Source organism: Cupriavidus laharis (assembly GCF_914271435.1).
Lineage (GTDB): Bacteria > Pseudomonadota > Gammaproteobacteria > Burkholderiales > Burkholderiaceae > Cupriavidus > Cupriavidus laharis.
Map to the genome: position 1 here is coordinate 95,651 of NZ_CAJZAI010000002.1, position 26,305 is coordinate 121,955.

22 protein-coding genes are annotated in these 26,305 nt (G+C 67.7%); 9 read left to right on the forward strand and 13 right to left on the reverse strand.

Annotated elements, in window-relative coordinates; genetic code table 11:
• Positions 1–9 precede the first annotated feature (9 nt).
• The 4 genes from LDO29_RS04270 to LDO29_RS04285 all read right to left on the reverse strand — a co-directional run bounded on the left by LDO29_RS04270 (position 10) and on the right by LDO29_RS04285 (position 4,207).
• The gene (locus LDO29_RS04270) at positions 10–1,638 is read right to left on the reverse strand and encodes a class I adenylate-forming enzyme family protein (RefSeq protein ID WP_224078552.1); all 1,629 of its coding nucleotides are present in this window, start codon (positions 1,636–1,638) and stop codon (positions 10–12) included.
• Complete coding sequence (locus LDO29_RS04275) at positions 1,635–2,432, reverse strand: citryl-CoA lyase (RefSeq protein WP_224078553.1); 798 nt, start codon at positions 2,430–2,432, stop codon at positions 1,635–1,637. The genes LDO29_RS04270 and LDO29_RS04275 overlap by 4 nt, the downstream gene beginning before the upstream one ends.
• Positions 2,433–2,674: 242 nt before the next feature.
• The gene (locus tag LDO29_RS04280) at positions 2,675–3,316 is read right to left on the reverse strand and encodes a hydrolase (RefSeq protein ID WP_224078554.1); all 642 of its coding nucleotides are present in this window, start codon (positions 3,314–3,316) and stop codon (positions 2,675–2,677) included.
• 222 nt (positions 3,317–3,538) lie between these two features.
• The gene (locus LDO29_RS04285; RefSeq protein WP_224078555.1) at positions 3,539–4,207 is read right to left on the reverse strand and encodes a TetR/AcrR family transcriptional regulator; all 669 of its coding nucleotides are present in this window, start codon (positions 4,205–4,207) and stop codon (positions 3,539–3,541) included.
• A gap of 218 nt (positions 4,208–4,425) precedes the next feature.
• Between LDO29_RS04285 and LDO29_RS04290 the strand changes: the two genes are divergently transcribed.
• Together LDO29_RS04290 and aceE are read left to right on the forward strand one after the other, a co-directional pair.
• The gene (locus LDO29_RS04290) at positions 4,426–4,704 is read left to right on the forward strand and encodes a hypothetical protein (RefSeq protein WP_224078556.1); all 279 of its coding nucleotides are present in this window, start codon (positions 4,426–4,428) and stop codon (positions 4,702–4,704) included.
• A gap of 200 nt (positions 4,705–4,904) precedes the next feature.
• Positions 4,905–7,580, forward strand: a complete 2,676-nt coding sequence (gene aceE, locus LDO29_RS04295) for a pyruvate dehydrogenase (acetyl-transferring), homodimeric type (RefSeq protein WP_224078557.1) — start codon at positions 4,905–4,907, stop codon at positions 7,578–7,580.
• 31 nt (positions 7,581–7,611) lie between these two features.
• On the opposite strand, the gene LDO29_RS04300 is transcribed toward aceE, so the two are convergent.
• A complete protein-coding gene (locus tag LDO29_RS04300; RefSeq protein WP_224078558.1) occupies positions 7,612–8,568 on the reverse strand; it encodes a LysR family transcriptional regulator in 957 nt (318 codons plus the stop codon).
• Between the two features lie 168 nt (positions 8,569–8,736).
• Between LDO29_RS04300 and LDO29_RS04305 the strand changes: the two genes are divergently transcribed.
• Positions 8,737–9,642 (forward strand): LysR family transcriptional regulator, encoded by a 906-nt coding sequence (locus LDO29_RS04305; protein WP_224078559.1) that lies wholly within the window; start codon positions 8,737–8,739, stop codon positions 9,640–9,642.
• A gap of 34 nt (positions 9,643–9,676) precedes the next feature.
• Here LDO29_RS04305 and LDO29_RS04310 read toward each other — a convergent pair whose 3' ends face one another.
• Positions 9,677–11,407, reverse strand: a complete 1,731-nt coding sequence (locus LDO29_RS04310) for an FAD-dependent oxidoreductase (RefSeq protein ID WP_224078560.1) — start codon at positions 11,405–11,407, stop codon at positions 9,677–9,679.
• A 207-nt stretch (positions 11,408–11,614) separates the two neighbouring features.
• Here LDO29_RS04310 and LDO29_RS04315 point away from each other — a divergent pair, with 207 nt between their 5' ends.
• Positions 11,615–12,319, forward strand: coding sequence for a YceH family protein (locus LDO29_RS04315; protein WP_224078561.1), 705 nt, complete (start codon positions 11,615–11,617; stop codon positions 12,317–12,319).
• 270 nt (positions 12,320–12,589) lie between these two features.
• Positions 12,590–13,522, forward strand: a complete 933-nt coding sequence (locus LDO29_RS04320; protein WP_224078562.1) for a patatin-like phospholipase family protein — start codon at positions 12,590–12,592, stop codon at positions 13,520–13,522.
• 25 nt (positions 13,523–13,547) lie between these two features.
• Here the strand turns inward: LDO29_RS04320 and LDO29_RS04325 are convergent, their stop codons facing one another.
• The 6 genes from LDO29_RS04325 to LDO29_RS04350 all read right to left on the reverse strand — a co-directional run bounded on the left by LDO29_RS04325 (position 13,548) and on the right by LDO29_RS04350 (position 22,224).
• A complete protein-coding gene (locus LDO29_RS04325) occupies positions 13,548–14,546 on the reverse strand; it encodes a Bug family tripartite tricarboxylate transporter substrate binding protein (protein WP_224078563.1) in 999 nt (332 codons plus the stop codon).
• Positions 14,547–14,595: 49 nt separating this feature from the next.
• Positions 14,596–16,404, reverse strand: coding sequence for an acyclic terpene utilization AtuA family protein (locus LDO29_RS04330; RefSeq protein WP_224078564.1), 1,809 nt, complete (start codon positions 16,402–16,404; stop codon positions 14,596–14,598).
• Entirely contained in the window at positions 16,401–18,404 is a 2,004-nt protein-coding gene (locus tag LDO29_RS04335) for an acetyl/propionyl/methylcrotonyl-CoA carboxylase subunit alpha (protein WP_224078565.1), read from the reverse strand. The genes LDO29_RS04330 and LDO29_RS04335 overlap by 4 nt, the downstream gene beginning before the upstream one ends.
• 28 nt (positions 18,405–18,432) lie before the next feature.
• A complete protein-coding gene (locus LDO29_RS04340) occupies positions 18,433–19,278 on the reverse strand; it encodes an enoyl-CoA hydratase/isomerase family protein (RefSeq protein ID WP_224078566.1) in 846 nt (281 codons plus the stop codon).
• Positions 19,279–19,311: 33 nt separating this feature from the next.
• Positions 19,312–20,472 carry an acyl-CoA dehydrogenase family protein gene (locus LDO29_RS04345; protein WP_224078567.1) on the reverse strand — a complete coding sequence of 387 codons (1,161 nt, stop codon included), beginning with the start codon at positions 20,470–20,472 and terminating at the stop codon, positions 19,312–19,314.
• Between the two features lie 132 nt (positions 20,473–20,604).
• Positions 20,605–22,224, reverse strand: a complete 1,620-nt coding sequence (locus LDO29_RS04350; protein WP_224078568.1) for an acyl-CoA carboxylase subunit beta — start codon at positions 22,222–22,224, stop codon at positions 20,605–20,607.
• 128 nt (positions 22,225–22,352) lie between these two features.
• Between LDO29_RS04350 and LDO29_RS04355 the strand changes: the two genes are divergently transcribed.
• From LDO29_RS04355 to LDO29_RS04370, 4 genes are all read left to right on the forward strand, one after another.
• Positions 22,353–23,096: an IclR family transcriptional regulator gene (locus LDO29_RS04355; RefSeq protein ID WP_224078569.1), complete on the forward strand. Its 744-nt coding sequence runs from the start codon at positions 22,353–22,355 to the stop codon at positions 23,094–23,096.
• Positions 23,097–23,271: 175 nt separating this feature from the next.
• Positions 23,272–23,619 (forward strand): DUF3703 domain-containing protein, encoded by a 348-nt coding sequence (locus tag LDO29_RS04360; RefSeq protein ID WP_224078570.1) that lies wholly within the window; start codon positions 23,272–23,274, stop codon positions 23,617–23,619.
• Positions 23,620–23,666: 47 nt separating this feature from the next.
• Entirely contained in the window at positions 23,667–24,077 is a 411-nt protein-coding gene (locus tag LDO29_RS04365; protein ID WP_224078571.1) for a FixH family protein, read from the forward strand.
• Positions 24,074–25,360, forward strand: coding sequence for a cytochrome-c peroxidase (locus LDO29_RS04370; protein ID WP_224078572.1), 1,287 nt, complete (start codon positions 24,074–24,076; stop codon positions 25,358–25,360). Before LDO29_RS04365 ends, LDO29_RS04370 begins: the two co-directional genes overlap by 4 nt.
• Here the strand turns inward: LDO29_RS04370 and LDO29_RS04375 are convergent.
• Positions 25,348–26,157 carry a helix-turn-helix domain-containing protein gene (locus tag LDO29_RS04375; RefSeq protein ID WP_224078573.1) on the reverse strand — a complete coding sequence of 270 codons (810 nt, stop codon included), beginning with the start codon at positions 26,155–26,157 and terminating at the stop codon, positions 25,348–25,350. The two genes, LDO29_RS04370 and LDO29_RS04375, sit on opposite strands and share 13 nt — an antisense overlap.
• Between the last annotated feature and the right edge of the window lie 148 nt (positions 26,158–26,305).

Consider the following 26,305-nt stretch of genomic DNA (forward strand, 5'->3'; position numbering starts at 1 on the left):
TCTTTCTTGTCAGCCGGCACTGCCGGCAAGATCGGTCGCGCGCCCGAGCAGGCCCGCATCCGCCTTCAGGCGGTGCTTGGCCGGCTTGTGCGTGGGGGTGTGGGGAATCTGTGCCACCTGCACCACGTAGCGCGGCAGCTTGTGTGCGGCCAGGCGATCACGCGCCCAGTCGACCAGCTCCGCCGCGCCGACTTCCCGGCCGGCACGCAACTGGACGGCCAGCAGGATTTCCTCTTCGCCGAGTTCGGCGGGCACGCCGATCGCCGCGGCTTCCTCGACTGCCGGGTGCTCGCCGAATACGCGGTCCAGCTCCGCACCCGAGACGTTCTCGCCCTTGCGGCGGATCACGTCCTTCTTGCGTGCGACAAAGACGTAGTAGCCGTCGGCGTCCTGGCGTACGAGATCGCCGGTGGCGAACCAGCCTTCGCGGAAGGCGCCCTCGGTCTGCGCGCTGTCGCGGTAGTAGCCCTGCATCAGCGTGGGCGTGCGGATCAGCAGCTCGCCCGCATCGCCGGGCGCAACGTCCTTGCCGTCCTCGTCGACGATGCGCGCCTGCGGCGCGGCAATGCCGGGATCGGGATGGCGCGAGATCAGGCCCATCGTGCCCAGCTTGTGCGGGCCGTTGAACGGGTTGGCGATCACGCCCGGAATCTCCGTCATGCCATAGCATTCGATCAGCCGCGCGACGTGGAACTCGTTGCGCATCACGCTCACCATCTCGCGCGTCTGCGGCGCGATGAACATCTTGGTGATGCGATGGCCGGGCACGAACTCCTCGCGCGGGCGCCGCGCCAGGATGCTTCCGGCCGCGGCGACGAGGTTGACCTCGGTCGCGCCGCTTTCCGCCGCGAAGCGCCAGAACGACGATGCCGAGAACCGGCGTACCAGCACCAGGCAACCGCCACAGGCCAGCGCACCGCCCACCGAGTACATCAGCGCGTTGATATGGAACAGCGGCATCACGCACATCACGCGTTCGTTCGGCTGCAGGTGCATGCGGCCGACGAACGCTTCGGCCGTCAGCACGTAGCCGCGCTGGCCGTGCATGGCGCCTTTGGGAAATCCTGTGGTGCCCGAGGTGTAGATGATCATCGCAGTGGCGCCGGCTTCGGCGCGCACCCCGGTGTCGGCCTCGGACTCGCCGATCAGGGCCTCCCCGTGTCCGCCCGCCTCGTTGGCGCGCAGCCAGATGCCGCCGCCAAGCTGCGACACGACAGCCGAAGCCGTGTCGAGCGTGGCTGGTGAGCAGACCAGGCCGCTGATCTGCGCATGCTCGAAGACGTACAGCGCCTCGTCCAGGCGATAGTCGGGATTGGCCGGGACCAGGGTGGCGCCAAGCCGCGCCAGCGCGAACATCAGCACGACGGTGGACGGGTGGTTGGCCGACAGCACGCCGACCCGGTCGCCGGCACGGACGTTCATGTCATGGGCCAGCCACGCCGCAGTGCGTGCGATGCGCGCAGCCAGTTCGCCATAGCTCCAGGTCTCGCCTTCGAACAGCAGGGCCGGCTTGTCGGGGTGCTGCGCCACGCGCGCGGCCAGGAAGTCGGTCAGCGTGAAGTCATGGGCGCGGTATTGCCGCAGCACTTCCAGCGGCGACAGTGCCTGGGCTTCGATCGGGTTGCCGGGCTGGTTCATGCTGTGCAGGCCTCCGGCCCGGTGTAGGCGATGGCATGCTCGGCCGCATCGGCCAGCGCGAAGCCGATCGGCTGTTGCGTCTCCTCCTGAAGATGTGCGATCAGGCTGGCCACGCGGGCCAGCAGCGGCACCCCCTTCAGGGCGCCCGGCGGATAACCCGCATCCAGCAGGACAGCGGGAATCGCACCGGAGACATTAAGCGGCAGGGCACGCGGGAAATGCCGCGGCACTGCCGCCGCGACCGCCTCCAGCGCCGCCACATGCTGGCCCGCCAGACCCAGCTCGCGCGAGAATTCCAGCAAGCGGTGGGCGCGCGGGTCCCCTTCCTTGTGCGTGGGATGGCCAAAGCCTGGCAGGGGCTTGTGCTCGCGGCGCACTGCGGCGACCACGGCATCGGCACGCTCTTCCAGGGAGCGCTCGCCCTGCGTGGCCAGGACGTCGCGGAGCATCAGCCCGGCAGTTTCCGACGCGCCAAGAATGACAGAACCGCATCCAAGCAACCCTGCCGCCACGGCCCCCTGCAGGGCATCGGGCGCAGCCGCCAGCGTCATGCGCGCAGCCTGCACGGAGGGTACCAGGCCATGCTCGGCAATCGCGACCAGGCAGGCGTTGGTAACCGACACCAGGCCGGCATCCGGCACGCGGCCAGTCAACAGGAACAGGAAATAGTCGGTGAAACCAATGTGGCCGATCAGGTCGCGGCTCAGGTTGCGGCCGTGTACCGACACGCCATGCGTGTCCACATAGGCAATTGCGGTGGCCGGCCGGGGTTTCGAGGCTGGGGAAGCGGACATCACTTCGTCTCCTTTTTGCGCTACACGCATATTTAATCGCTGTACGCAGATTCTAGGCGCGGTTTTCGGGCTGCGCAAGAAGAATATTTCCGTACCGTACGGTATTAATTGAGCTCAAAAAAAAACCTGTCACGGGACAGGCGAAATGGGAATGACCACGGAGGTAAAACGGGCTCACTCCCATGAATGAGCCCGCCGCAACAGGTTGGGGATCGGATGCGCCGGGCTCCGCCCGCGGGCACTTACTCGGTACGGTCGTACGAGAACTGGATGCCGGCCGTGCCGCCGGTCTCGATGAACAGGTTGATGAAGGCCGGTACGGTTTCCTGGCGCGACCAGTCGCGCTGCAGTTCGCAGAACAGTTGCGCCACGCTGATCATCTTGCCGCCAGCCTGTTCGATGCGGCGCAGTGCAGCTTCGTGCGCGGCCACAGACGTACCACCGACCGCATCGACGACGACATAGACTTCGTAGCCTTCTGCGAGCGCGTCCAGCGCCGGGAAAGTCAGGCACGCTTCGGTCCACAGTGCCGTCATGATCAGCTTCTTGCGGCCGGTCGCCTTCACGGCGTCGCGAAACTCCACGTCTTCCCACGAGTTGATGGTGGTGCGGTCGTAGGTCGGGTAGTCCTTCAGCACCTTGGCAAGCTGCGGAATAGGCGGCTTGTTCAGGCCCGTCTTGACGTTCACGGTCGAATGCACGATCGGCAGGTTGTAGGCAATGGCTGCCTTCGAAGTGCCGACGATGTTGTTGATCAGCAGTTGCCGGTCCATCGAGGCAATCGAGTTCACCTGCACCGGCTGGTAGTCGATGATGACGAAGGCTGCGTTCTGCGGGGTAAGCAGGTGGTCCTTCAGGGGATCGCGGATGGGTTCGCTGGCCATGTTGGTCTCCGGGAAAAATGGACAAACGCTCGCCATGCGGTGCACGTGGCACCGCGTGTCAAAAACGGGTTGCAGCGAGCCCTTGCAGCATATGTGAGGACTCCCGGCGAGCGTGATAGCCGGCCACAGAACCCGCCGTTCGACGCGAGCGAACAATGTCCGGCAGCGCTTGCACCCGGCAGATGGCCTGCCGGTGCTGCGCGGTGACAGCGCGGGCTGGTGTCAGGCGTTTGCGCCGGGCTTTGCCAGGATCAGGTCGATCGCGGACTTGACCAGGCTATCGATCTGCGCTGTGCCCGGACGCTGGCCGGTGGCAAGCGTCTGGTGCAGGACGCCGGCAATGACCATGCTGTGGAAGTGCTGCGCCGCGACCTCCGGCGTGGCATTCAGCTTCGTCCCTGCCGCCTGCTGCTCCGTCAGATATGCGGCAACGTACTGGCAGGTAGCCAGCGGCCCTCGGGTGTACCAAACCTGCCCGATCTCCGGGAAGCGGCGCGCTTCGGCGATGATCAGCCGCATGAACGCAAGGTGGCTGTCCTCCAGCAACGAGTCCAGGAAGCTGCGGGCGAGCGTGCGCAGGCCCTGGGCCGTATTGCTGTGCGACGGCTCGAGCTCCTCGGCCTTCTCGAGGAAGCGGTCGCACAGCGCCTCGACCACGGCAACGAACAGGCCGTCCTTGCCGCCGAAATAGCTGTAGACGTTGGTCTTCGAGCCGCCGCAGGCCTTCACGATCTCGTCCACGCTGACGCCGTCATAGCCGTGCGCCAGGAACAGTTCCGCGGCGGTCTCCAGGATCGCGGCACGCTTGGCTTCTCCGCGGCGCGTGATGCGCACGGCGGGCTTGTCGGCGGCGGCGGACCGTTTCGGCGTGGGCGGCGGCGTAGTTTTCACAAGATGGCAGGAACGGATTGGAATGACGGCGCAGTCTATCAAAGACGGTCGCCCCCACCCACTCCCGCAGCACAGGCTGACAGGCTGGCGTCCCTGATTTCATCAAACCGTACTGTACCGTATGGTTTGTGCTATAGTACCTGCGTGGGCCGGGCATTGCGCCCCGCAAAGCCCGCCCAGTCAACGCCTTTCCCTGTCTAGCCGAAGGACCCAAGACCATGAAGACCGTCTTCCTGACCACCGCCGCCTTGCTGATCGCCACGGCCAATGCACAAGCCACTACACGAAAGCCTGATCCGTTCACCGATGGCGCTCGTGTGGACGCAGCCATCCAGCAAGTCGCGGCGCGCAGCACGTCGCCGAAGCTTGTCGACGAACAATACCGTACGCTTGCCGTGCGCAAGGCCGATCCCTATGTCGATGGCGCAGTGCGCAGCATCGACCCGTTCACCGACGGCGCGGCGAAGCCCGTCGATGCGTTGACCGATGGCGCCTGAAGGCACCTTGCAGCCCATCACGGCACAGCACGACACGACACCGCGCATGACGGTGTCCCGCTGTGCCGAACAGCATGTTCGCTGCGGCGCATCTTACCCAGCCGGCGCCGCAGTGCTAGTCTCTTCCCCCTGCTCCCCCTTTCCCTGAACGCGGCCTTGTCCGCGCCTTTTGCCCCATGACGGGCTGACAGGAGACCACCATGGCGCAAGCGCTGCCCATTCCGTCCTCCGACAACGATATCGACGCACAGGAAACCCGTGAATGGCTGGATGCGCTGGAAAGCGTCATCGCCCACGAGGGCGCGGAACGCGCGCATTTCCTGATCGAGCAGTTGATCCGGCGCGCGCATGACGCCGGCATCTACTTGCCGTTCAGCGCCAATACCGCCTACCTGAACACGATTCCGCTCGAAACCCAGGCGCGCAGCCCAGGGGACCATGAACTGGAGCACCGCATCCGCTCCTATATCCGCTGGAATGCCATTGCCGTGGTGCTGCGCGCGGGCCGCGATACCAATGTGGGCGGGCATATCGCCAGCTTTGCCTCGGCGGCCACGCTGTATGAAGTCGGCTTCAACCACTTCTGGCATGCGCCCTCCGAACAGCACGGCGGCGACCTGGTCTTCTTCCAGGGGCACTCCGCGCCGGGCTTCTACGCGCGCGCGTTCCTGGAAGGGCGGCTCAGCGAAGCGCAGATGGACAACTTCCGCCAGGAAGTCGGCGGCCAGGGCATCTCCTCCTACCCGCATCCGTGGCTGATGCCGGACTTCTGGCAGTTCCCGACCGTGTCGATGGGCCTGGGGCCGATCATGGGCATCTACCAGGCCCGCTTCATGAAGTACCTGCAGGACCGCGGTTTCGGCGACCACCGCGCACGCAAGGTGTGGGTGTTCTGCGGCGACGGCGAAATGGACGAGCCCGAGTCGCGCGGCGCGCTGGGCATGGCCGGGCGCGAGCAACTCGACAACCTCGTTTTCGTCATCAACTGCAACCTGCAGCGACTGGACGGGCCGGTGCGCGGCAACGGCAAGATCATCCAGGAACTCGAATCGGAGTTCCGCGGCGCCGGCTGGAACGTGATCAAGGTGGTCTGGGGCAGCAAGTGGGATGCGCTGCTGGCGCGCGACAAGCAAGGCATCCTCGCGCAGCGCATGATGGCTTGCGTGGACGGCGACTACCAGACCTTCAAGTCGAAGGACGGCGCCTACGTGCGCGAGCACTTCTTCAACACGCCCGAGCTCAAGGCACTGGTGGCCGACTGGTCCGATGACGACATCTGGCTGCTCAACCGCGGCGGCCACGATCCGCACAAGGTCTACGCGGCCTACCAGGCCGCCGCGAACCACACGGGCCAGCCTACCGTGATCCTGGCCAAGACCATCAAGGGCTACGGCATGGGCGAGGCCGGCGAGGCGCAGAACATCACGCACCAGCAGAAGCACATGCGCGTGGAAGCGCTGGCGCGCTTCCGCGACCGCTTCCGCCTGCCGCTGAACGACGAGCAGTTGGCCGACCTGAGCTACCTGAAATTCGAGGAAGGCTCGCGCGAGCACGCCTACCTGCACGAGCGGCGGCAGGCGCTGGGCGGCTACCTGCCGTCACGCCGGCGCACGGGGCCCGAACTGCCGGTGCCGCCGTTGTCGGCATTCGACGCGCAGCTCAAGGCCAGCGGCGAGGGCCGCGAGTTCTCCACCGCGATGAGCTTCGTGCGCATCCTCAACGTGCTGCTGCGCGACAAGGCACTGGGCCGGCGCATCGTGCCGATCGTGTCGGACGAGTCGCGCACCTTCGGCATGGAGGGCCTGTTCCGGCAGATCGGCATCTGGTCGCAGCAGGGGCAGACCTACACGCCGCAGGATGCGTCGCAGCTGAGCTTCTACAAGGAGTCGAAGGACGGCCAGATCCTTCAGGAAGGCATCAACGAAGCCGGCGCCATGGCCGACTGGATCGCCGCAGCGACGTCATACAGCACGCACGGCGAGCCGATGATCCCGTTCTTCATCTTCTATTCGATCTTCGGCTTCCAGCGCTTCGGCGACCTGGCCTGGGCCGCCGGCGACCAGCGCGCCCGCGGCTTCCTGCTGGGCGGCACGGCGGGGCGCACCACGCTCAACGGCGAAGGCCTGCAGCATGAAGACGGCCACAGCCTGGTGTGGGGCGGCACCATCCCCAACTGCATCAGCTACGACCCGACCTTCGCCTACGAACTGGCGGTGATCGTCCAAGACGGCCTGCGCCGCATGCTGCAGGAGCAGGAGGATGTCTACTACTACATCACCGTGATGAACGAGAACTACGAGCATCCGGCGATGCCCGAGGGCGCGGAGCAGGACATCCTGAAAGGCATGTACGCGTTCCGCCGCGCCGGCGATGGCACGGGACCGCGCGTGCAGTTGCTCGGCGCGGGCACGATCTTCCGCGAAGTCATCGCCGCAGCCGACATGCTCGAACAGGACTGGGGCGTACAGGCCGACCTGTGGGGCTGCCCGAGCTTCACCGAACTGGCGCGCGACGGGAATGCCGCGGCACGCTGGAACCTGCTGCATCCGGACGAAACGCCGCGCCAATCGCATGTGGCGCATTGCCTGGCCGGCACACGCGGCCCGGTGATTGCCGCCACCGACTACGTGCGCATGCTGGCCGACCAGATCCGCCCGTTCGTGCCGCGCGCCTACACGGTGCTGGGCACCGACGGCTACGGCCGCTCGGACACCCGCGAAAAGCTGCGCGACTTCTTCGAGGTGGACCGCCGCTGGATCACGCTGGCGGCGCTGAAGGCACTGGTGGATGAAGGCACGCTGGAGCGCGGCGTGCTGCGGCAGGCCATCGGCAAGTACGGGATCGACCCGGAGAAGCGCAATCCCCTGATTGCCTGAGCCACGCAGCGGCGCCGCCTTGCCGTGCGACTCAGGCGGCGGCGCCCTGCAGCAGACGGAGCGTCCCGGCCGTATCGGGATCTTCCCATGGCGCCCGCGCCAGCGATGCCTGGAGGTACTGCACCAGCGCGCGCAGCTTGACCGAGCCGAAGCCGCTGCGTGGATAGACGGCAAAGATGCCATCATCCACGGGCTGCAGTTCGGGAAGGACTTCGACCAGGCGGCCGGCAAGCAGGTCTTCCCAGACGATGAAGCGCGGCAGCACGGCGAGGCCCTGGCCGGTCAGTGCCGCGTCGCGCAGCACTTCGCCGTTGTTGGCAGTGAACACGCCGCGCGGCGTGATGCTGCGCACGCCCCCTTTTGCCGACGGATCCGCAAACGCCCAAACCTGTCCCGGCGGCGAATTGCTGTAGGCCAGGCAGGCATGCTGCGCAATATCGTCGAGCCGCTGCGGCAGGCCCGCGCGCTCGGCATATCCGGGACTGCAGCACAGCACGCGCCGGCTCACCGCAAGCTGGCGCGCGATCAGCGAGCTGTCGCCGAGTCGCGTGATGCGGATGGCAACGTCATAGCGCTCGTAACCGACATCTGCAAGCTTGTCGTCAAGTTCGAGGATCAGGTTCAGGCGCGGATGGTCGCGCGCGAATGCGGCGATCAGCGGAGACAGCCAGCGCGTGCCGAATGTCATTGGCGCCAGCACGCGCAGTTCACCGCACAGCTCGCGCGCGGCGTCGGAGACAGTTTGCGCCGCATGGTCGAGCTGGCTCAGCGCAGCGCGCGCCTGCTCGTAGAAGTAGCGACCGCTCTCCGATGGCCGGATGCTGCGCGTGGAACGCTGCAGCAGCGACACCCCCAGTTCGCGCTCCAGGTCGCTGATGCGCTTGCTGACCACGGATTTGGACAAACCCATCCGCCGCGCTGCCGCACTGATGCCGCCAAGCTCCACGACGTGGAGATAGGCCTGGATGTCTTCGGTTCGCAATGCCATGACTGGTTCCCTTGCTTGCTCGCCCACCTGACCAGCCTCGATGGCGGCCCATGCTGGCGGGCGTCTATTGCTTGATGCGGTGAACCAAGCATAATATTGGGACGAAAAGCGCTCTAGATGCCAAATTCGCGTATCAGAGTCCTGTTTCATGAACGATAAGGACATCGATTGCAAGACCTGAACGACCTCTTCCTTTATGTGCAGGCCGTCGACCACGGCGGCTTCGCCCCGGCCGGCCGGGCATTGGGCATGCCGAAGTCCCGCCTGAGCCGCCGCATGGCGATGCTTGAGGAACGGCTTGGCGTGCGCCTGATCCAGCGCTCGACCCGGCGTTTCGCCGTGACGGAAATCGGGCGCATCTACTATGAGCACTGCAAGGCCATGCTGGTGCAGGCCGAGGCGGCACAGGAAGCGATCGAAGTCACCCGCGCCGAGCCGCGCGGCACGGTTCGCGTAACCTGCCCGGTCGCGTTGCTGCAGGCGCATGTGGGGACCATGGTCGGCGACTTCATGGCACAGCATCCGCTGGTGACGATCCACCTCGAGGCCACCAACCGCCGTGTCGACCCGGTGGCGGAAGCCGTAGACGTCGCCATCCGCGTGCGGCCGCCTCCGCTCGAAGACAGCGACCTGGTCATCCGCCCGCTGGCGGAGCGCAGCCAATGCCTGGTAGCCAGTCCTTCGCTGGTGCAGGCATTCGGCCTACCGCAGTTTCCGTCCGCGCTCCATGACTGGCCGAGCCTGGCCATCGGCACCCCGCAGGCAGACCACGCGTGGCGGCTGTTCGGCCCCGACGGCGAACAGGCCACCATCCATCACCGCCCGCGCTATGTCACCGGCGACATGATCGCCGTGCGCAACGCGGCCATCGCGGGCGTCGGGGTCTGTCAGTTGCCGCTGATGATGGTGGTGGACCAGCTTGCGGACGGCTCGCTGGTGAAGGTGCTGCCAGGCTGGGCGCCGCGCCGGGAGATCCTGCATGCCGTCTTCGCCTCGCGGCGCGGGCTGCTGCCGGCGGTCAGGATGCTGATCGACCATCTGGCCGACCGCTTCGGGCACATGGACGAGGAATAACCGCCGGTGCCTTGCCAGGCGGCGGGCCAGCCATTCAGGCCGCCTGCGCCGCCGGCAGCCCGGCGAGATAGCTGTGGATCTGCGCCACCACCGCGGCGCCCTCGCCCACTGCCGCGGCGACGCGCTTGGTCGAGCCCGAACGCACGTCGCCGATCGCGAACACGCCCGGCACACTGGTCTGCAAAGGATACGGCACGGCCGACGCACAGCCGAGGGTGCCCCCACCCGTGCGCACGAAGCCCTTGTCGTCCGTTTCCACGTTGCAGGTGCGCAGCCATGACGCGTTGGGATCGGCGCCGATGAACAGGAACAGGTGCCGCACCGGCAGGGAGACCAGCTCGTCGCTTTCCGCAGGCGCGTAATACCGCACGTCGGAAAGCCAGCCTTCACCGTCCAGCGCACGGATTTCCGCATGGCTGTGGAGCTGCACGTTGGGCAGTCCGGCAATCCGGTCGATCAGGTAGCGCGACATGGTTGCGGCCAGCCCCTGGCCGCGCACCAGCATATGCACATGCGCCGCATGCGTCGCCAGGTACACCGCGGCCTGTCCGGCCGAGTTGCCGCCACCGACGAGCATGACCGGCTCGTTCCTGCACAGCTTGGCTTCCACCGGCGAGGCCCAGTAGTACACGCCGCGCCCCTCGAAGCGCTCCAGCGCGGTGATCGCTGGCCGGCGGTACTGGGCGCCAGTGGCGATTACCACCGTGTGTGTCGAGATCATGCGGCCATCGGCAAGTTCAAGCCGGATCGGATCCGCGCCGCAATGCAGGGCCTTTACCTCGAGCGGAATGGCGATGTGGGCGCCGAACTTGAGCGCCTGCACAAATGCTCGCCCGGCCAGCGCCTGGCCGGAAATGCCCGTGGGAAAACCCAGGTAGTTCTCGATGCGAGCACTGGCACCAGCCTGTCCGCCCGGCGAACGGCAATCGATCACCGCCACCGACAGGCCTTCCGACGCGGCATACACGGCGGTGGCCAGGCCGGCAGGGCCCGCGCCCACCACAATCACGTCGTAGACGTGCGCCGGGTCGAATTCGGGCAGCAGCCCCAGGCAGGAGGCAAGCTGCCCTTCATCGGGCGCGCGCAGCACGCGGCCGTCCGGACAGATCACGAGCGGAAAGTCCGTGGCCGGCGCGTTCGCGAACTCGCTCAGGCACGAGCAGTCGCGCTCGGTGTCCATGTCGATTACCGTGTACGGATGCCCGTTGCGGCGCAGGAACGCCTGCAGCGCCAGCAGCAGCGGCTCCGTGCCATGGCCGACCAGCACCGGGCCGCTGCCGGACTCGATCAGTCCGACGCGGCGCAGGATCAGCGCGCGCATGATGCGCTCGCCCAGTTCGGCCTCTGCCACCAGCAGCGCGCGCAGCCTGTCCGGGGGGATGACGAAGCCTTCGGAATCCGTCAGTGCGCGGCCGTCCACGAGCGACGGACGGCCGCTCAGCGTGCCGACTTCGGCCGAGAACATGCCCGGCCCCAGTTCGGTGATCAGGCTCTCGCGTCCAAGGCCATCGCGGCGGACGATCTGGATGGCGCCGCTCACGACCACGCACATGCCGCGGCCCACCTGCCCGACCGAAAACAACTGCTCGCCAGTGCGCCAGCGCTGCAACGAGCCGAAGCGCCGCATCCGCGCGATCTCATCAGCACTGAGTATCGGGAACATCTGGTGCGACCGGGTTTCCAGCGTGGAATATGGCGCATCGAGGCTTGCTGAGGCCTCCGCGCCCTGCCCTTCAACGCCCGCCGCCAGTTCCGCCTGCGCCATGCTTCCTCCCCAGTCACCAAAGAATTTGTCGGTTCCCACGCACACCGGGCGGGGCCGACCGTCGCACCTCATCGATAGTAGTCGGCGCTGGAGCAAAAGCGAGGGCAAGACTGCCCGGCGATCGTGGCCGGTTGCGTATTACGCCAGCTTGCGCTTGAATGTCCGCCTTGCCGGCTCCGGCCCACCGCACCACGACACGAATCCCTCATGAGCTCCACGCCCGACTCCCCATCCCGCCAGCCGATCCGCGCCCTGACACCGATCGAAGGGCGCGTACTCGGCGTGCTGCTGGAAAAGCAGCACACCGTGCCCGATACCTACCCGCTTTCGCTCAACGCGCTTACCTCCGGCTGCAACCAGAAGACGGCGCGGGCGCCGGTCATGAACGTGACCGAAGCGGAAGTGGTCGTGGCCATCGACGGCCTGAAAGGCCTGAGCCTGGTGTTCGAAGGCAGCAGCAGCCGGGTGCCGCGCTTCGAACACAACATGAACCGCGTGCTTGGGGTGCCATCACAGTCCGCCGCCCTGCTCGCCATGCTGCTCCTGCGCGGGCCGCAGACCGCGGCGGAACTGCGCCTGAACACCGTACGCCTGCACGCCTTTGCAGACATCTCGTCGGTCGAGGCCTTCCTCGACGAACTGGCTGAACACGAGCCGCCGTATGTCGTGAAGCTGGCCCGCTCACCGGGCGAGCGCGAGCATCGCTGGATGCACCTGCTCGCAGGCGAAATCAGTGCGGAAAGCCTGGCCGTGGCCGGGCCAGCCGCGACGGAAGAGAATGTCGCGCCCTCGGAACTCGAACGACTGCGCGCCGACCAACGCGAACTCTCCAGCCGGGTACAGCGGCTGGAAGCACTGGTCGGGCACATGGCCAGCCAGCTCGGCATCGATCCGGACGCTTTGACTACGTGACGATAGTGATCCATGCAACACATATTGTGGTCGCCACGAAAACCGTGCGCGACCGTAGGTCGCTTTGAAGGTGTGGTTGGGTGCCTGTCGGTTAATTGCGCAATTGAGCAGAACGCCCTAACCTGAGGACATTCGAAGCAGTCGGAGCCCGATACCACCGGCCAGCGAATTCTCCGCTGCAAGTCCCGCCACCGGCGCCGGTGTCGCCTATGCTTTGCTCAGGGACGACTTCAGCCTGCCAGCGCGGCGCGGATTCGCCGCACCCATACCATGGAAAAAACCGCTTTCGTCTTTGCCGGCGGCGGCAGCCTGGGCGCGATCCAGGTCGGCATGCTGCGCGAACTGGTGGCATGGGGCCTGACACCGGACGTGGTGGTCGGCGCTTCTGCCGGGGCCATCAACGGTGCGTACTACGCCTGCAATCCCGGGCGTGAGGGTGCCGCCAGGCTGGAGCAGCTCTGGCGCGCCATCCGGCGCACGGAGATCATGCCGTGGTCCTGGCGCAGCGTGCTAGGCATGCTGGGCGGCAGCCGCGGCTACCTTGTGGATGCCTTCGGCCTGCGCGCCTTGCTGAGCCGCAATTTCAACGACGCGCGCATCGAAAACGCCGCGCTGCCGCTGCACGTCGTCGCGACGGACATGCAAAGCGGCGCGGAGGTATTGCTGTCCAGCGGCCGCGTGGTCGACGCCGTGCTGGCCAGCGCCGCCATCCCCGGCGTCTTCCCGCCGGTGCTCTTCGAGGGCCGCACGCTGATCGACGGCGGCGTGGCGAACAACACGCCCGTTTCCACCGCCATCCGGCTCGGCGCCACGCGCGTGATTGTGCTGCCGGCGGGCTTCACGTGTTCCGAGCGGCGCCCGCCGCGCGGGGCATTGGAGCATGCCTTCAACGCGCTCTCACTGCTCGTCGCGCGCCAGCTCGTCCATGACTTGCAGCACTGGAGCAGTTACGCGCATATCTCCGTGGTGCCGCCTCTCTGCCCGCTCGATATCTCGCCCTATGACTACTCCCGCTGCGGCGAGCTGATCGACCGCGCAGCCGGCACTACGGCGCAATGGCTCGCGCACAACGGCCTGGAGAGCCAGAACGTGCCTGGCGCACTGCATCCGCATACGCACGATGCGGAATCGCCGAGCTGCAGCGCCGATATCCCGCCGCCGCCACAGCACGACCATTCACCCCCTGCCGAACGGCGCCTGTAGCGATGCGGGCTGGCGGCCTGCCGGCTCACTCGACCTTCACGCCGCCCTTCCTGACCACTTCGCCCCACCGGACCGACTCGTCCTTGATGAAGGCCTGGAACTGCTCGGCCTTGCCGCCCACCGGGTCAATGCCATAGTCGATCAGCCTTGCCCGGACGTCCGGCTGGCGCAGCACGGCGTCCATCTCCGCCGAGATCTTCGCCAGCACCGCGGGCGGCGTCTTCGCCGGCGCGATCAGCCCGATCCAGCTGCTGGCCGTCACGGTCGGATAGCCGGCCTCGGCCATGGTCGGCACGTCCGGCGCAGCCGGCCAGCGCGTGGGGCTGGAGATCGCCAGCGCACGCACCTTGCCGGCCTTGACCTGCGGCATCATGGTCTGGACCGAGTCGAAGATGATGGCCACCTGGCCCGAGAACAGGTCAGGCAGCGCCGGGGAGATGCCCTTGTACGGAACGTGGGTCATCTTCACGCCGGCCGCCTGTGCGAACAGCTCGCCCGCCAGGTGGGCGCCCGAGCCGTTGCCGCTCGAGGCAAAGGTCATCTTGTCCGGATGGGCCTTGCCCCAGCTCACCAGTTCCTTCACGTTGGTCGGCGGCAACTGCGCGCTGGACACCAGCAGCAGCGGAATCCGGCCGATCAGGCTGACGCCGGTCAGGTCCTTGATCGGGTCGTAGCTCATCTTCGGATACAGGCTCGGATTGATCGCGTGCGCGGCCACCACGACCAGCAGCGAGTAACCGTCCGGCGCGGACTTGGCGACGTTGTCCGAGCCGATCATGCCGTTGGCGCCGGGGCGGTTCTCCACCACCACCGGCTGGCCGATGCGTTCGGACAGCTTCTGCATCACCAGCCGCGTGACGGCGTCGGACACGCCGCCCGGCGTGTACGGCACCACCACGCGCACCGGATGGCTGGGCCAGTTGTCGCCCTGCGCGACAGCCGGCATCGCGCCGGCGATCAGTCCGGCGAACAGGCCCAGGCCCATTAGTCTGCGAATGCGCCCGTTGGGCTTGTGTTGCATCATGTCTCCTCCTTGTCGGATGGGCGCCTGTTGCCGGCGCATAGGGTCTACATCAGGTCGATTGCGCGGCCGGATCTTGCGCCCAGCTTTGCGGTACGGAAATCGGGAAATCCAGCAGCATCTGCGCATAGCTCTTGCCGAGCGGGTCGGAGCGCAGGCTCGCCACGCCGCCGCCGCCCAGGGCGCCATGCATCAGGAAGTTCAGCGCATGCAGGCCCGGCACGTCGAAGCGCTCCACCTCGCCATGCACGAGGTGCGCAAAGTAGTCGCGCACGGCCTGCGGCGTGAGCTGCTCGCGCAGCAGCGGCAGGTACTCGGGCCGGCGCGCGATCACGCCGATGTTCTCGTCGTCGCCCTTGTCGCCGCTGCGGGCATAAGCCAGCGCCACCAGTGGGCGCTGCACGCGGGGCTCGCCAGGCACCGGAGGCAGTGTGGGCATGTCGATGGCTGCCGGCGCCGTGGCCTCGCCACACAAGGCGGCATTGGCCAGCACGATCTCGGCATCCTCGAAGCCCACGCGCATCGGCACGTCGGCCTTCGGCACCAGGAAGGAAAAGACCTTGACCACGGGCTGGATGTCGACACGGCCCGAGAACGAGGAGCGCGTGCCCGCCGCCATCGAGGTCCCCGCCGACGAGCACTCGCGCTGCAGAAAGCTCAGCGCCTTGGCCTGTTCATGGCGCGCGCCGATGCGCAGCACCACCTCGCGCGTCGGCAGGTCGCGCGCATGCGGGCCGTACTGCGATTCGCAGCCGAGCAGCTCGACGATGGTCTCGCTGTAGTCCGGCAAGCCACGCTCGGCCAGCATGGCGCGCGTGCGCTTGAGCAGCGCATCGGCCGTGCGGCGCGCCTTGGCCGGGGCATCAATGCCGCGGATCGCCATCATCAGGCTGATCTGGTAGCCGTCCTGCCACGTCGCGTTGCCCTTGTAGTGGCTGCCGGGCGCGCGGCCGCGTGCACCGCACACGCGCACCTGGCCGGGTGCCGCAAGTTCGGTGCGCACGGCGCGGAAGTCGCAGGTCACGTCGGGCATCAGGTAGTTCGCGGGATCGCCGACCTCGTACAGCACCTGCTCGGCCACTGCCGCGGGATCGATCAGCCCGCCCGTGCCTTCGGGCTTGCTCAGCACGAAGCTGCCGTCATGCGCACAGTCGATCACCGGGTAACCCATGCGGTCCCAGTCCGGCACGCGCTGCCAGTCGGTGAACAGCCCGCCGGTAGCCTGGGCGCCGCACTCGATGACATGGCCGGCGAGCGTGCCGGCGGCCAGGCGGTCCCAGTCGGTCCAGTCCCATCCGAACTCGTGCGCGAGCACGCCGACCACCACGGCGCTGTCCACGCAGCGTCCGGCAATGACGATGTCCGCCCCGAGCTCCAGTGCGCGGGCAATGCCCTGTGCACCGGTGTAGACGTTGGCGGACCACGGCTCGGTGGTCGGCACGCGCTGTCCCGCCAGGTCCGTCAGGCCCTGCGTGCACCATTGCGCGAACTGCGGCTGCACGTCGTCGCCCGTGACCACGGCAATGCGCGGCGACAGGCCCTGCTGCGCGGCCACCTTCAGCAGCGCGTCGCGGCAGGACTCGGGGTTGAGGCCGCCTGCGTTGGCGACAACGCGGATGCCGCGGCGCAGGATCTCGCCGAGGTTCGGCGCCATGGCGGCGTTCACGAAATCCGTGGCATAGCCCAGCGCCGGGTCCCTGGCGCGGGCGCGCGCCAGGATCGACATGGTGGTCTCGGCCAGGTAGTCGTAGACCAGGTATTGCATGCCCGGCACAGTCAGCAGTTGCGGCGTGGCGATGGCGGAGTCGCCCCAGAAGCCCGAGGCGCCACCGATGCGTACGGTCTTGGCGGTATCGCTCATGCCTTCTCCTTCTCTGCCGAATCGGCTTCGACGCGGGCCAGCAGCGCACCGGCACTGGCCTGCCCGCCCGCGCGCGCCGCCAGTTCGGCGACCACGCCCGCAAACGGCGCGGCGATGATGTGCTCCATCTTCATGGCTTCCAGCACCACCAGCGGCTGGCCGGCCTCCACGCGGTCGCCCTCGGCCACGTGCACGGCCACGATGCGCGCAGTCAGCGGCGCCTGCAGCATGCCGTCGGCATCGCCGGCATCGCGGCGGCGGCGCGGGTCATGGCGCTGGAACTTCCATGCACGGCCGGCCTGGAACAGGTGCAGCGCATGCTTGTCCGTAGCAAATACCAGCGGATATGCAACGCCGTTGCACTCGACCAGCGCGGTACCAGCCGCGGCATCGGCACGCAATACGCGCAGCACGCATTCCCCCGCCGGCGCGTCGCCATCACGCTCGCGCAGGCTGACATGCCAGCCGTCGCGCCCGGCACGCAGCATGGCCTGCCACGATTGCCCAGCCGCGTCCACGGCAACGCTGGCGGCGGCGCGCGCCAGCGCAGCAGGCCGGCTGCCGCCGTCCAGCACGCCGGCGGCTACCAGCGCAGCGCTGGCCGCTACGTGCTGCGGCGGCACCGTGGCCTGCAGCGAAGCCTGCATATGGGTTTCGACAAAGCCGGTGTGGACGTCGTTGCCGGCAAACGCCGGGCTCGCGAGGCAGTCGGCCAGGAAGGCCTGGTTGGACGGCACGCCCAGCAGCACGCAGTCTTCCACCGCGCGCAGCAGCTTGCGCCTGGCCTCTTCGCGGTCGGCGCCGTGCGCGACCAGCTTGGCGACCATCGAGTCATAGTGGGTGGGAATGGCCCCACCTTCTTCTAGTGCATGGTCCACGCGCACGTCGCGGCCCGTGGCAGGCGGGCGCCAGCGCATCAGCGGCCCGCCCTGCGGCAGGAAGCCGGCCGGCACGTCCTCGGCGGTGAGGCGGACTTCGATGGCATGGCCGTTCAGCTGCACTTCGTCCTGCGTGACCGGCAGCGGTTCGCCTGCTGCCACGCGCAACTGCCATTCGACCAGGTCGAAACCAGTGATGGCCTCGGTGACGGCGTGCTCGACCTGCAAGCGCGTGTTCATCTCCATGAAATAGAAGTTGCCGTCGCCGTCGAGCAGGAACTCCATGGTGCCGGCGCCCACGTAGCCGATCGAGCGCGCGGCACGCACGGCGGCCTCGCCCATGCGCGCACGCAGCGCGGGGCCTACGGCCGGCGACGGCGCCTCTTCGATGACTTTCTGGTGGCGGCGCTGCACCGAGCAATCACGCTCGCCGAGGTGGATCACATTGGCATGGGTGTCGGCGAACACCTGGATTTCCACGTGGCGCGGCGCGATCACGGCGCGCTCCAGGATCAGTTCGCCCGAGCCGAACGCCGTCTGCGCTTCAGAGCGGGCGCTGGTCAGCGCAGCCGGCAACGCCGCGGCATCGCGCACCAGCCGCATGCCGCGCCCGCCGCCGCCGGCCGCCGCCTTGACCATCAGCGGAAAGCCGATCTGGCCGGCCTGCGCCAGCAGCGTGGCATCGTCCTGCGCAGTGCCCTGGTAGCCAGGCACGCAGGGCATATCGGCGGACAGCATCAGGCGCTTGGCCTCGGCCTTGTTGCCCATGGCGCGGATGGCCTGCGCCGGCGGGCCGACAAAGACCAGCCCGGCGGCCACTACGGCCTCGGCAAATTCGGCGTTCTCGGCCAGGAAGCCGTAGCCGGGGTGTACGGCATCGGCGCCGGTCCTGCGCGCGGCATCGATAATGGCCGCGATGTTCAGGTACGACTCGCGCGGCGCCGCGGCGCCGATGCAGACGGCGCGGTCCGCAGCGGCCACATGCGGGCTGTGGCGGTCGGCCTCGGAATAGACGGCCACCGTGGCCAGGCCGAGGCGGCGGGCGGAGCGCATGATGCGCAGGGCGATCTCACCGCGATTGGCGACGAGCAGCGTATGGAAGGGTCGGCGGGTAGCAGGCATGAGGAATCCCGTGAATCTCTTTGAAGTCTCAGGCGACGGCCTGCGCAGCGCGCACGGTGTCGGCATCGAAGCGCGCCACCCAGCCGGCGTCGCGCTTCTCGCGGAAGGCCGCCACGCCTTCGGCGCCCTCGCGGCGCATGCATTGCGCGAACAGGCGCGAGGCCTCGTCCAGCAGCGGCACCACCGGCTCCTGGCCGCAGCGGCCCACCAGCGTCTTGAACACGCGGTTGGCTTGCGGGCCACAGCGGCCGATACGCGTCAGCCATTCGGCGATCAACGCGTCCAGCTCGGCGCTGTCCTCGGCAAGCTGGTCGACGAGGCCTATGGCCACTGCGGACTGGCCGCTGACGCGCTCGCCGGTCAGCCCAAGGCGACGCGTGGCCACGGCGCCCAGGCGCTGCACCACGAACGGCGCGATCTGCGCGGCGATGATGCCCAGCGTGGTCTCCGACAGCGCGAAGCGCGCGCCGCGCGTGGCCAGCACGATGTCCGCGGCGCACGCCAGGCCCATACCGCCACCCATGGCCGCGCCGTCCACGGCGGCGATCACCGGCACCGGCAGCACCGACAGGCGCTCCATGAAATAGCCGAACTGGCGGTTACGCGTGGCGACCGGGTCCTCCTGGCTGGCGTCGGCCTGCAGGCGCGCCTGGAAGTTGCCGACGTTGCCGCCGGCGCTGAAGATGCCGCCGGCGCCGCGCAGCACCAGCGCACGGACTTCGGGGTCCAACTCCGCCTGTTCCACCGCGGCGGCGAGCGCCGCGACGACTTCAGGTGCCAGCGCATTACGCGTGGCCGGGATGTTCAGCGTGGCGAACAGCACGCCGCTGGCGCGGCGGACGATCACGCCATCGTTCTGCGAGGTATCTGGCATGGCAGTGTCTCGTTGAGGTGGAAAGACACGCGCTCAGCCGCGCGACATCAGGCCCATCTGCTTGGCGATGACCTGCAGCATCACCTCGTCGGCGCCGCCGCCGATCGAGCCCAGGCGGAAGTCGCGATAGGCGCGCGAAGCGTGGTTATCCCACGTGTAGCCCATGCCGCCCTGGAACTGCATGCACCAGTCCGCCACGTCGCGCGACAGGCGGCCGGCCTTGAGCTTGGCCATGGATGCCAGCTCGGTCACCTCGCCACCGTTGATATAGGTCTGCGTGGCCACGTAGACCAGCGCGCGCAGTGCCTCCATCTCGGTCTTCAGTTCGGCCAGCTTGAACTGGATGAACTGGTTGTCCAGCAGCGGCTTGCCGAATGCGATGCGCTGGCGCAGGTACTCGGCGGTCTCCTCGATCAGCGCGGTGCAGGCCAGGCGGCGCGCGGCGCCGTTCAGGCGCTCTTCCTGGAACTGCTTCATCTGGTAGATGAAGCCCATGCCCTCTTCGCCGATGCGGTTGCGCACCGGCACGCGCACTTCGTCGAAGAAGATCTGCGCGGTGTCGGAGCACCACATGCCGAACTTCTTGATCTTCTGCACTTCCACGCCCTTCACGCGCTTGCCGTTCTCCTTGAGCGGCACCACGATCAGGGACTTGTTCTTGTGCACCGGGCCCTCGGAGGTATTGCACAGCAGGCAGATCCAGTCGGCCTGCGTGCCGTTGGTGATCCACATCTTGGAGCCGGTGATGACGTAGTTGTCGCCGTCGCGGCGCGCGCGCGTCTTGAGCGAGGCCACGTCGGAACCGGCCCCGGCTTCCGATACGCCGATCGAGCACACCATGTCGCCGGCAATAGCCGGCGACAGGAATTCGCGCTTGAGCGCGTCGGAGCCGAACGCGGTCAGCGCCGGCGTGGCCATGTCGGTCTGCACGCCGACGCCCATGCCGATGCCTTGCGCACGCGCATAGCCGAGCGCCTCGGCCGCGGCGATGGCGTAGGAGAAATCGAGACCCAGGCCGCCGTATTCGACCGGCTTGGTGATGCCCAGGAACCCCAGGTCCCCCATCTTCTTGAACAGCTCGTGCGCCGGGAAGATCTCGGCGGCTTCCCACGCATCGACGTGCGGATCGATTTCCGCCGACACGAAGCGGCGGATGCTGTCCATGATGTTGCGGTGGTCTTCGGTGTAAAGCATGTTGGTCTCCAGGAATTTATCTGCCTATCGGCATCCTCCGTCATTCCCGCGCACGCGGGAATCCAGCGTCTTTGTAGCCGCTGGGTCCCCGCCTACGCGGAGACGACGTGGTCAGTAGGCTAGGGACATAGGTCAAAGGCGGGCCACGCCGAACTGCACGGCGCGCGGCTGGCGCAGGTTCGCTTCACGCGCCGTGGCCAGTACGAAGGCCAGCACGGCGCGCGTATCGCGCGGATCGATCACGCCGTCGTCCAGCAGCAGGCCGCTGGTGACGAAGGCGCTGGCCTGCCGCTCGAAGTTCGCGACGATCTCCGCAGTCTGCGCGGCAAGCTGCGCTTCATCGACCGGCTTGCCCTTGCGCTCGGCCTGCTGGCGCGCCACGATCTCCAGCGTCATGGCGGCCTGCTCGCCACCCATCACCGCGGTACGTGCATTGGGCCACGAAAAGCAGAAGCGCGGATGGAAGCCTCGGCCGCACATGCCGAAATTGCCTGCGCCGAACGAAGAGCCACAGTAGATCGTGATCTGCGGCACGGTCGAATTCGACAGCGCCTGGATCATCTTGGAACCATGCTTGATCATGCCGGCCTCTTCCGATACACGGCCGACGATGAAGCCCGTGGTGTTCTGCAGGAACACGATCGGCGTGCCCGACTGGTTGCAAAGCTGGATGAACTGCGCGGCCTTGGTCGCGCCGGCCGGGTCGATCGGGCCGTTGTTGGTAATGAAGCCTACCGCGTGTCCTTCGATGCGTGCATGGCCGCACACGGTGCCGGGGCCGTAGTCGGGCTTGAACGGCAGCCACGCGGAATCGTCGACGATGCGGGCAATGACCTCGCGCATGTCCACGGGGCGCTTCATGTCCAGCGTCATCACGCCATCGAGTTCGGCCGGGTCCAGCCGCGGCGTGCGCGCCGGCTGTGCCGGGCGCAGTGCCACGTCGGGCCAGTCGAGGCTGGCCACGATGTCGCGCGCGGTAGCAATGGCGTGTTCGTCGTCTTCAGCCAGGTATTCGGCCAGGCCGCTGACAGTGGCGTGCAGGTCGGCGCCGCCCAGCTCCTCGTCGGTCGCGATCTCGCCGGTGGCGGCCTTGAGCAGCGGCGGGCCGGCCAGGAACGCGCGGGCGCGATTGCGCACCATGACCACGTAGTCCGACAGGCCCGGCATGTAGGCACCGCCAGCGGTCGACGATCCGTGCACCACGGTGATCACCGGCAGGCCGGCCGCCGACAGGCGTGCCAGGTTGTAGAAGATGCTGCCGCCGCGGATGAACTTGTCCACGCGGTACTTGCGCAGGTTGGCGCCGGCCGACTCGACCAGGTGGATGAACGGCAGCCGGTTCTCCAGCGCGATCTCCTGGCAGCGCATCAGCTTCATGTTGCCGGCCTCGGTCATGGCGCCGGCATCGATGCCGGAATCCGTGGCCAGCACCATGCAGCGCACGCCGCACACGAAGCCGATGCCGGCCACGAGCGAGCCGCCCGGGATCGAGGTGTCGTGGTTCGGGTCGTCCATGCCGAAGCCGGCCAGGCTCGCGATCGGCAGGAACGGCGCGCCGGCGTCGAGCAGGCGGCCGATGCGCTCGCGCGGCAGCAGCGCGCCGCGCCTGGCGAAGGCCGGGCGGGCCCGCTCGGAGGCGGCCGCGGCACGCTGCTCCAGGCTGTGCAGGCGGTCGATCAGGGCCTGCATGCCGGCGCGCTGGCTGGCAAACGAGTCGGAAGACGGGTCGATGCGTGTCTCGATGGGAATCATGGCGCTGGCTTAGTTTGCGTGATGGGCTGATTGCAAACCACCGCGCCGCGCGGGACAACATCAATCGCTCAGTTTGTGCATAATATGCACGCCCAACCCAATGCTCCGCCACCGTGAGCCCGCCGCGCATGCCTGCCAAGCCATCCACGCCCAATGGCGTCCAGAGCCTTACACGTGCCTTCGCCCTGCTGGAATTGCTGGCCGAACACCATGACACGGGGTTAACCCTGGCGGACCTGGCCATCAAGGCGGAGATCGACCGCACCACCGCGCACCGCATGGCGCGCTTCCTGGAGGCCGCCGGCTACATCGAGCGGGAGCCGGGCAGCAAGCGCCTGCACCTGGGCACCACGGCCATGTCACTCGGGCTGCGCGCCATGAACCGGCCCCCGCCCGGCAGCGCGCTGGTGACCAAGATGAAGGCGTTGGCGCGCCTGACCGGCGACGCGGTCTTCCTGATTGTGCGCATCGGCGACCACGGCCACTGCCTGCATACGGAGGAAGGCAGCCACCGCATCAAGTCCTTCCACATGCTGACCGGCAGTTCGCGCCTGCTGGGCCAGGGCACCGGCAGCATGGCGCTGCTGGCACGCCTGGACAACGACACCATCCGCGCGCACTACGAACGCCACCGTGCCGAGTACGAAGCCGGCGGCCTGAGCCTGATGAAGCTGATGCGCGGCGCGGAACGCAGCCGCGCGCACGGCTATGCGCTCGCCGGCGCCGACGGCGTGGCCGGCGTGGGCTATGCGCTGCCGATGGCCATGCATGCCGAGGCAGCCATCAGCATTGTGTCGGCGGCATCACGCATGCCGGTGGCGCGCCGGCACGAGATGGGGCGGATCATTGGCGGAATGTTTTTGGGAGACTGAGGACAGCCGCGTTGCATGGCTGCCCCGCCCTGAACCCATTTCCTGCGGTAACAAACGAACTGCCGGCTTGAATGAAAAGGCTGCGGGGACAGCCCCTTCGTTCAAGCGCTGGAGAGCCCGCGTCCGGACAATTTGTGGACCGACACACTCTCTCCAGGAGCTCATGATGTACCGCATGTCCACCGGCCTGCTCAAGGCGATCGACACCGAAATTCTGCTGGCGCGCACCGCCGCGCAGCGCGGCGACTTCCATTCGTCCTTCAGGCACCTCGAGCGCGCCCACGTCCTCGCACAGTGGTCTACCGCCCAGCACGTGCGCGTGCACTGGCTGATGCTGCGCTTTGCTTTACGCGACCGCCGGATCGCGGAAGCCGCGGGACAACTGTGGCGTGTCGCGGCTGCGGCCGTGCTCACGCGATTCGGCCTGCTGCCTGCCGGGAACCCGGGTAGCGCCCGCATAAGCGGCTTCCGGGCATCGCCGGTTCCCGCCGATCTCCAGCATGCCATCGACACCGCCGAATGAAGGCCGCCCCCATGTACTCCCCTGCCAGACTCCCGGTCACGTTAGCAATGTTCTCGATACTTCTTGCCGGCTACGGCTGCACTACCCCGCCACAGGACCTCGACCTGTCCCGCGACAAGTCTTCCGACGGTGGCCGCTACCAGGTCGCGATCGTCGCGCCGGCACCGTCCCCCGCGGTCAACCAGATGCATAGCTGGAAGGTCCGGTTGACGACGCCGGATGGCAATCCCGTGCACGGCGCGCACTTCTCGGTGGCGGGCGGCATGCCGCAGCACGGCCACGGCTACCCGACGCAGCCACGCGTGACGCGCGAGGTCGACGACGGCACCTACCTCCTCGAAGGCATGAAGTTCAGCATGAGCGGCTGGTGGGACCTCAGGCTTGGCATTCGCGCGGAGCCGGGACCGGACCAGGTCGCCTTCAATATCGTCATCGCCCCCCGGTCGCAGCGCCAATGAAGACGCTCGGCATCAAGGCCGGCATGGCGCTCGCGGGCATGCCGGTGGCAATGGCTATCGCGGCGGGCGTGTCGACATCGGCATCGCAGGCGGCACTGCGCGACGCCTGGGTGCCGGAAGACCTGCAGACACTGGCCACCATGCAACTGGACCGAGTGATACCGCGGCCTGCCGACCCATCCAATATCCATGAGCGCAGCCGCAACGCGGCCAGCCTGGGCCGGGCGCTGTTCAATGATCCGCGCCTGAGCCGCAATGGCCGCGTCTCATGCGCAAGCTGCCACACGCCCGCCGGGCAGTTCGAGGATGGACGGCCCGTGGGCCAGGGCATCGGCACCGGCAAGCGCCGGACCATGCCGGTGATGGGTGCGGCGGGCGCACCGTTCCTGTTCTGGGACGGCCGCAAGGACAGCCTGTGGTCCCAGGCGCTGGGGCCCATGGAGGACGGTGCCGAGCACGGCGGCAACAGGGTACGGTTTGCCCGGATCATGCAGTCTCAATACGCCGCGCAGTACGAGCGGGTCTTCGGGCCGCTGCCGGCAATGCCGTCGCTTCCGCCCGACGCCTCGCCGCTGGGCACGCAGGACGAGCGTGCGGCCTGGGCGGCGCTGCCGCCCGCCGCGCGGGAACAGGTGAACCGCATCTTCGCCAACATGGGCAAGGCCATTGCCGCCTATGAAAGCCGCGTGCAGTATGGTCCTTCGCGCTTCGACCGTTATGTCAGGTCCACCCTCGCCGCAGACCGTCCCGGCCAGGACGTGCTGACCGTCCAGGAGGTGCGCGGGCTGCGGCTCTTCCTGGGCAAGGGCCAGTGCATTACCTGCCACAACGGCCCGATGCTGAGCGACCATGCCTTCCACAACACGGGCGTCCCGCCGCTGGATCCCCGGCGTCCCGACCGCGGGCGTGCCGATGCCATCCCGAAACTGCTCCGCGACGAGTTCAATTGCCTTGGCCCGTACAGCGACGCAAAGCCCGAACAGTGCGGCGAGCTGAATTTCCTGGCGACAAACGACCCTGCGCACCTTGGCGCGTTCCGCACGCCGAGCCTGCGCAACGTCGCGGATCGCGCGCCGTACATGCACGCCGGGCAGATCACAACGCTGCAAGACGTGGTCCGGCATTATGTGGAAGCACCAGAAGCCGCGATCGGGCGAAGCGAACTGGCGCGCCCTGGCGAGGCACCACGACAGCGGCAGGCCATCCGGCTATCGCCGCAGGACGTCGAGGACCTGGCAGCATTTCTCGGCACACTGTCCGGCGCGGTCGATCAGCCCAGGTAGGAGGATGGCGCGCGCAACCGCTCGCTCAGCGGCCCCTTCATCTGCATGGCGGAGGGAGCCAGGCCGAACATCGTGCGGCACGTGCGCGACAGGTGTGCCGAGTCGGCAAAGCCCGCTGCGTGGGCGGCATTCGCGAGGTTGTCCCCCTGCATGAGGATTTCCCAGGCCTTGAGCAGCCGGCGCCAGAGCTGGTAGGTCCTCAGCGGCATCCCGGTTTGCTCGACAAAGACATGGCGGAACCTGCTCGCTGACAGGTGCACGACCGCAGCCACTTCCTCAAGGCTCGGCGCATCGCCGCGATGCGAACGGATATGCTCGATCGCCTTCAATACGCGTGGATCCGACGGCACGTGCGGGATGGTCCGCGAAAGCGAGCTCACCAGTGCCTGCGCGACGTCCTGCACCGCCTCCACGGTCCCGGTCGTCCGCCATGCCTGCTCCAGCCTCGCAACCGCGCTCGCCAGCGCCTCTCCGCCAAGCAACTCGACTTGCCCGCCCATCCGAGCCGACAGCGCGCGGCCTTCCAGCGTCTCCGGCTCGATGAACAGCACCGCGGTCCAGTCGCACAACGAGACATCTATGCTGTGCACGGCGCGGGACGGCACGAGCGCGCCCTGGCAAGCCATCGATTGCCCGCGATGGCCTGACTGGACTTGAAGGCCCGACGGGGCTCCGATCACCAGCTGGATCGCGTAATGCGCATGCGGCGCAACAGGTCCGCCCCCTGAACCGATGAACATGCAGCCACCGGTCCAGGCGACGTAGTCACCCTGGTATCGCTCCGGCTTGCGGCTCATCGTGCAGCCCCCGACAACCGGCGTCCGGGCAGCGACGCCCTATCCCGCAAGCGTTTGATGTCGCGGCCGGGTGCAAGGCCAGGGCTTGCCCGATCCCTACTCGCGACCGGCCTCCTGATCCTCCCGCAAAGCAGCGCACCGCCCGCAT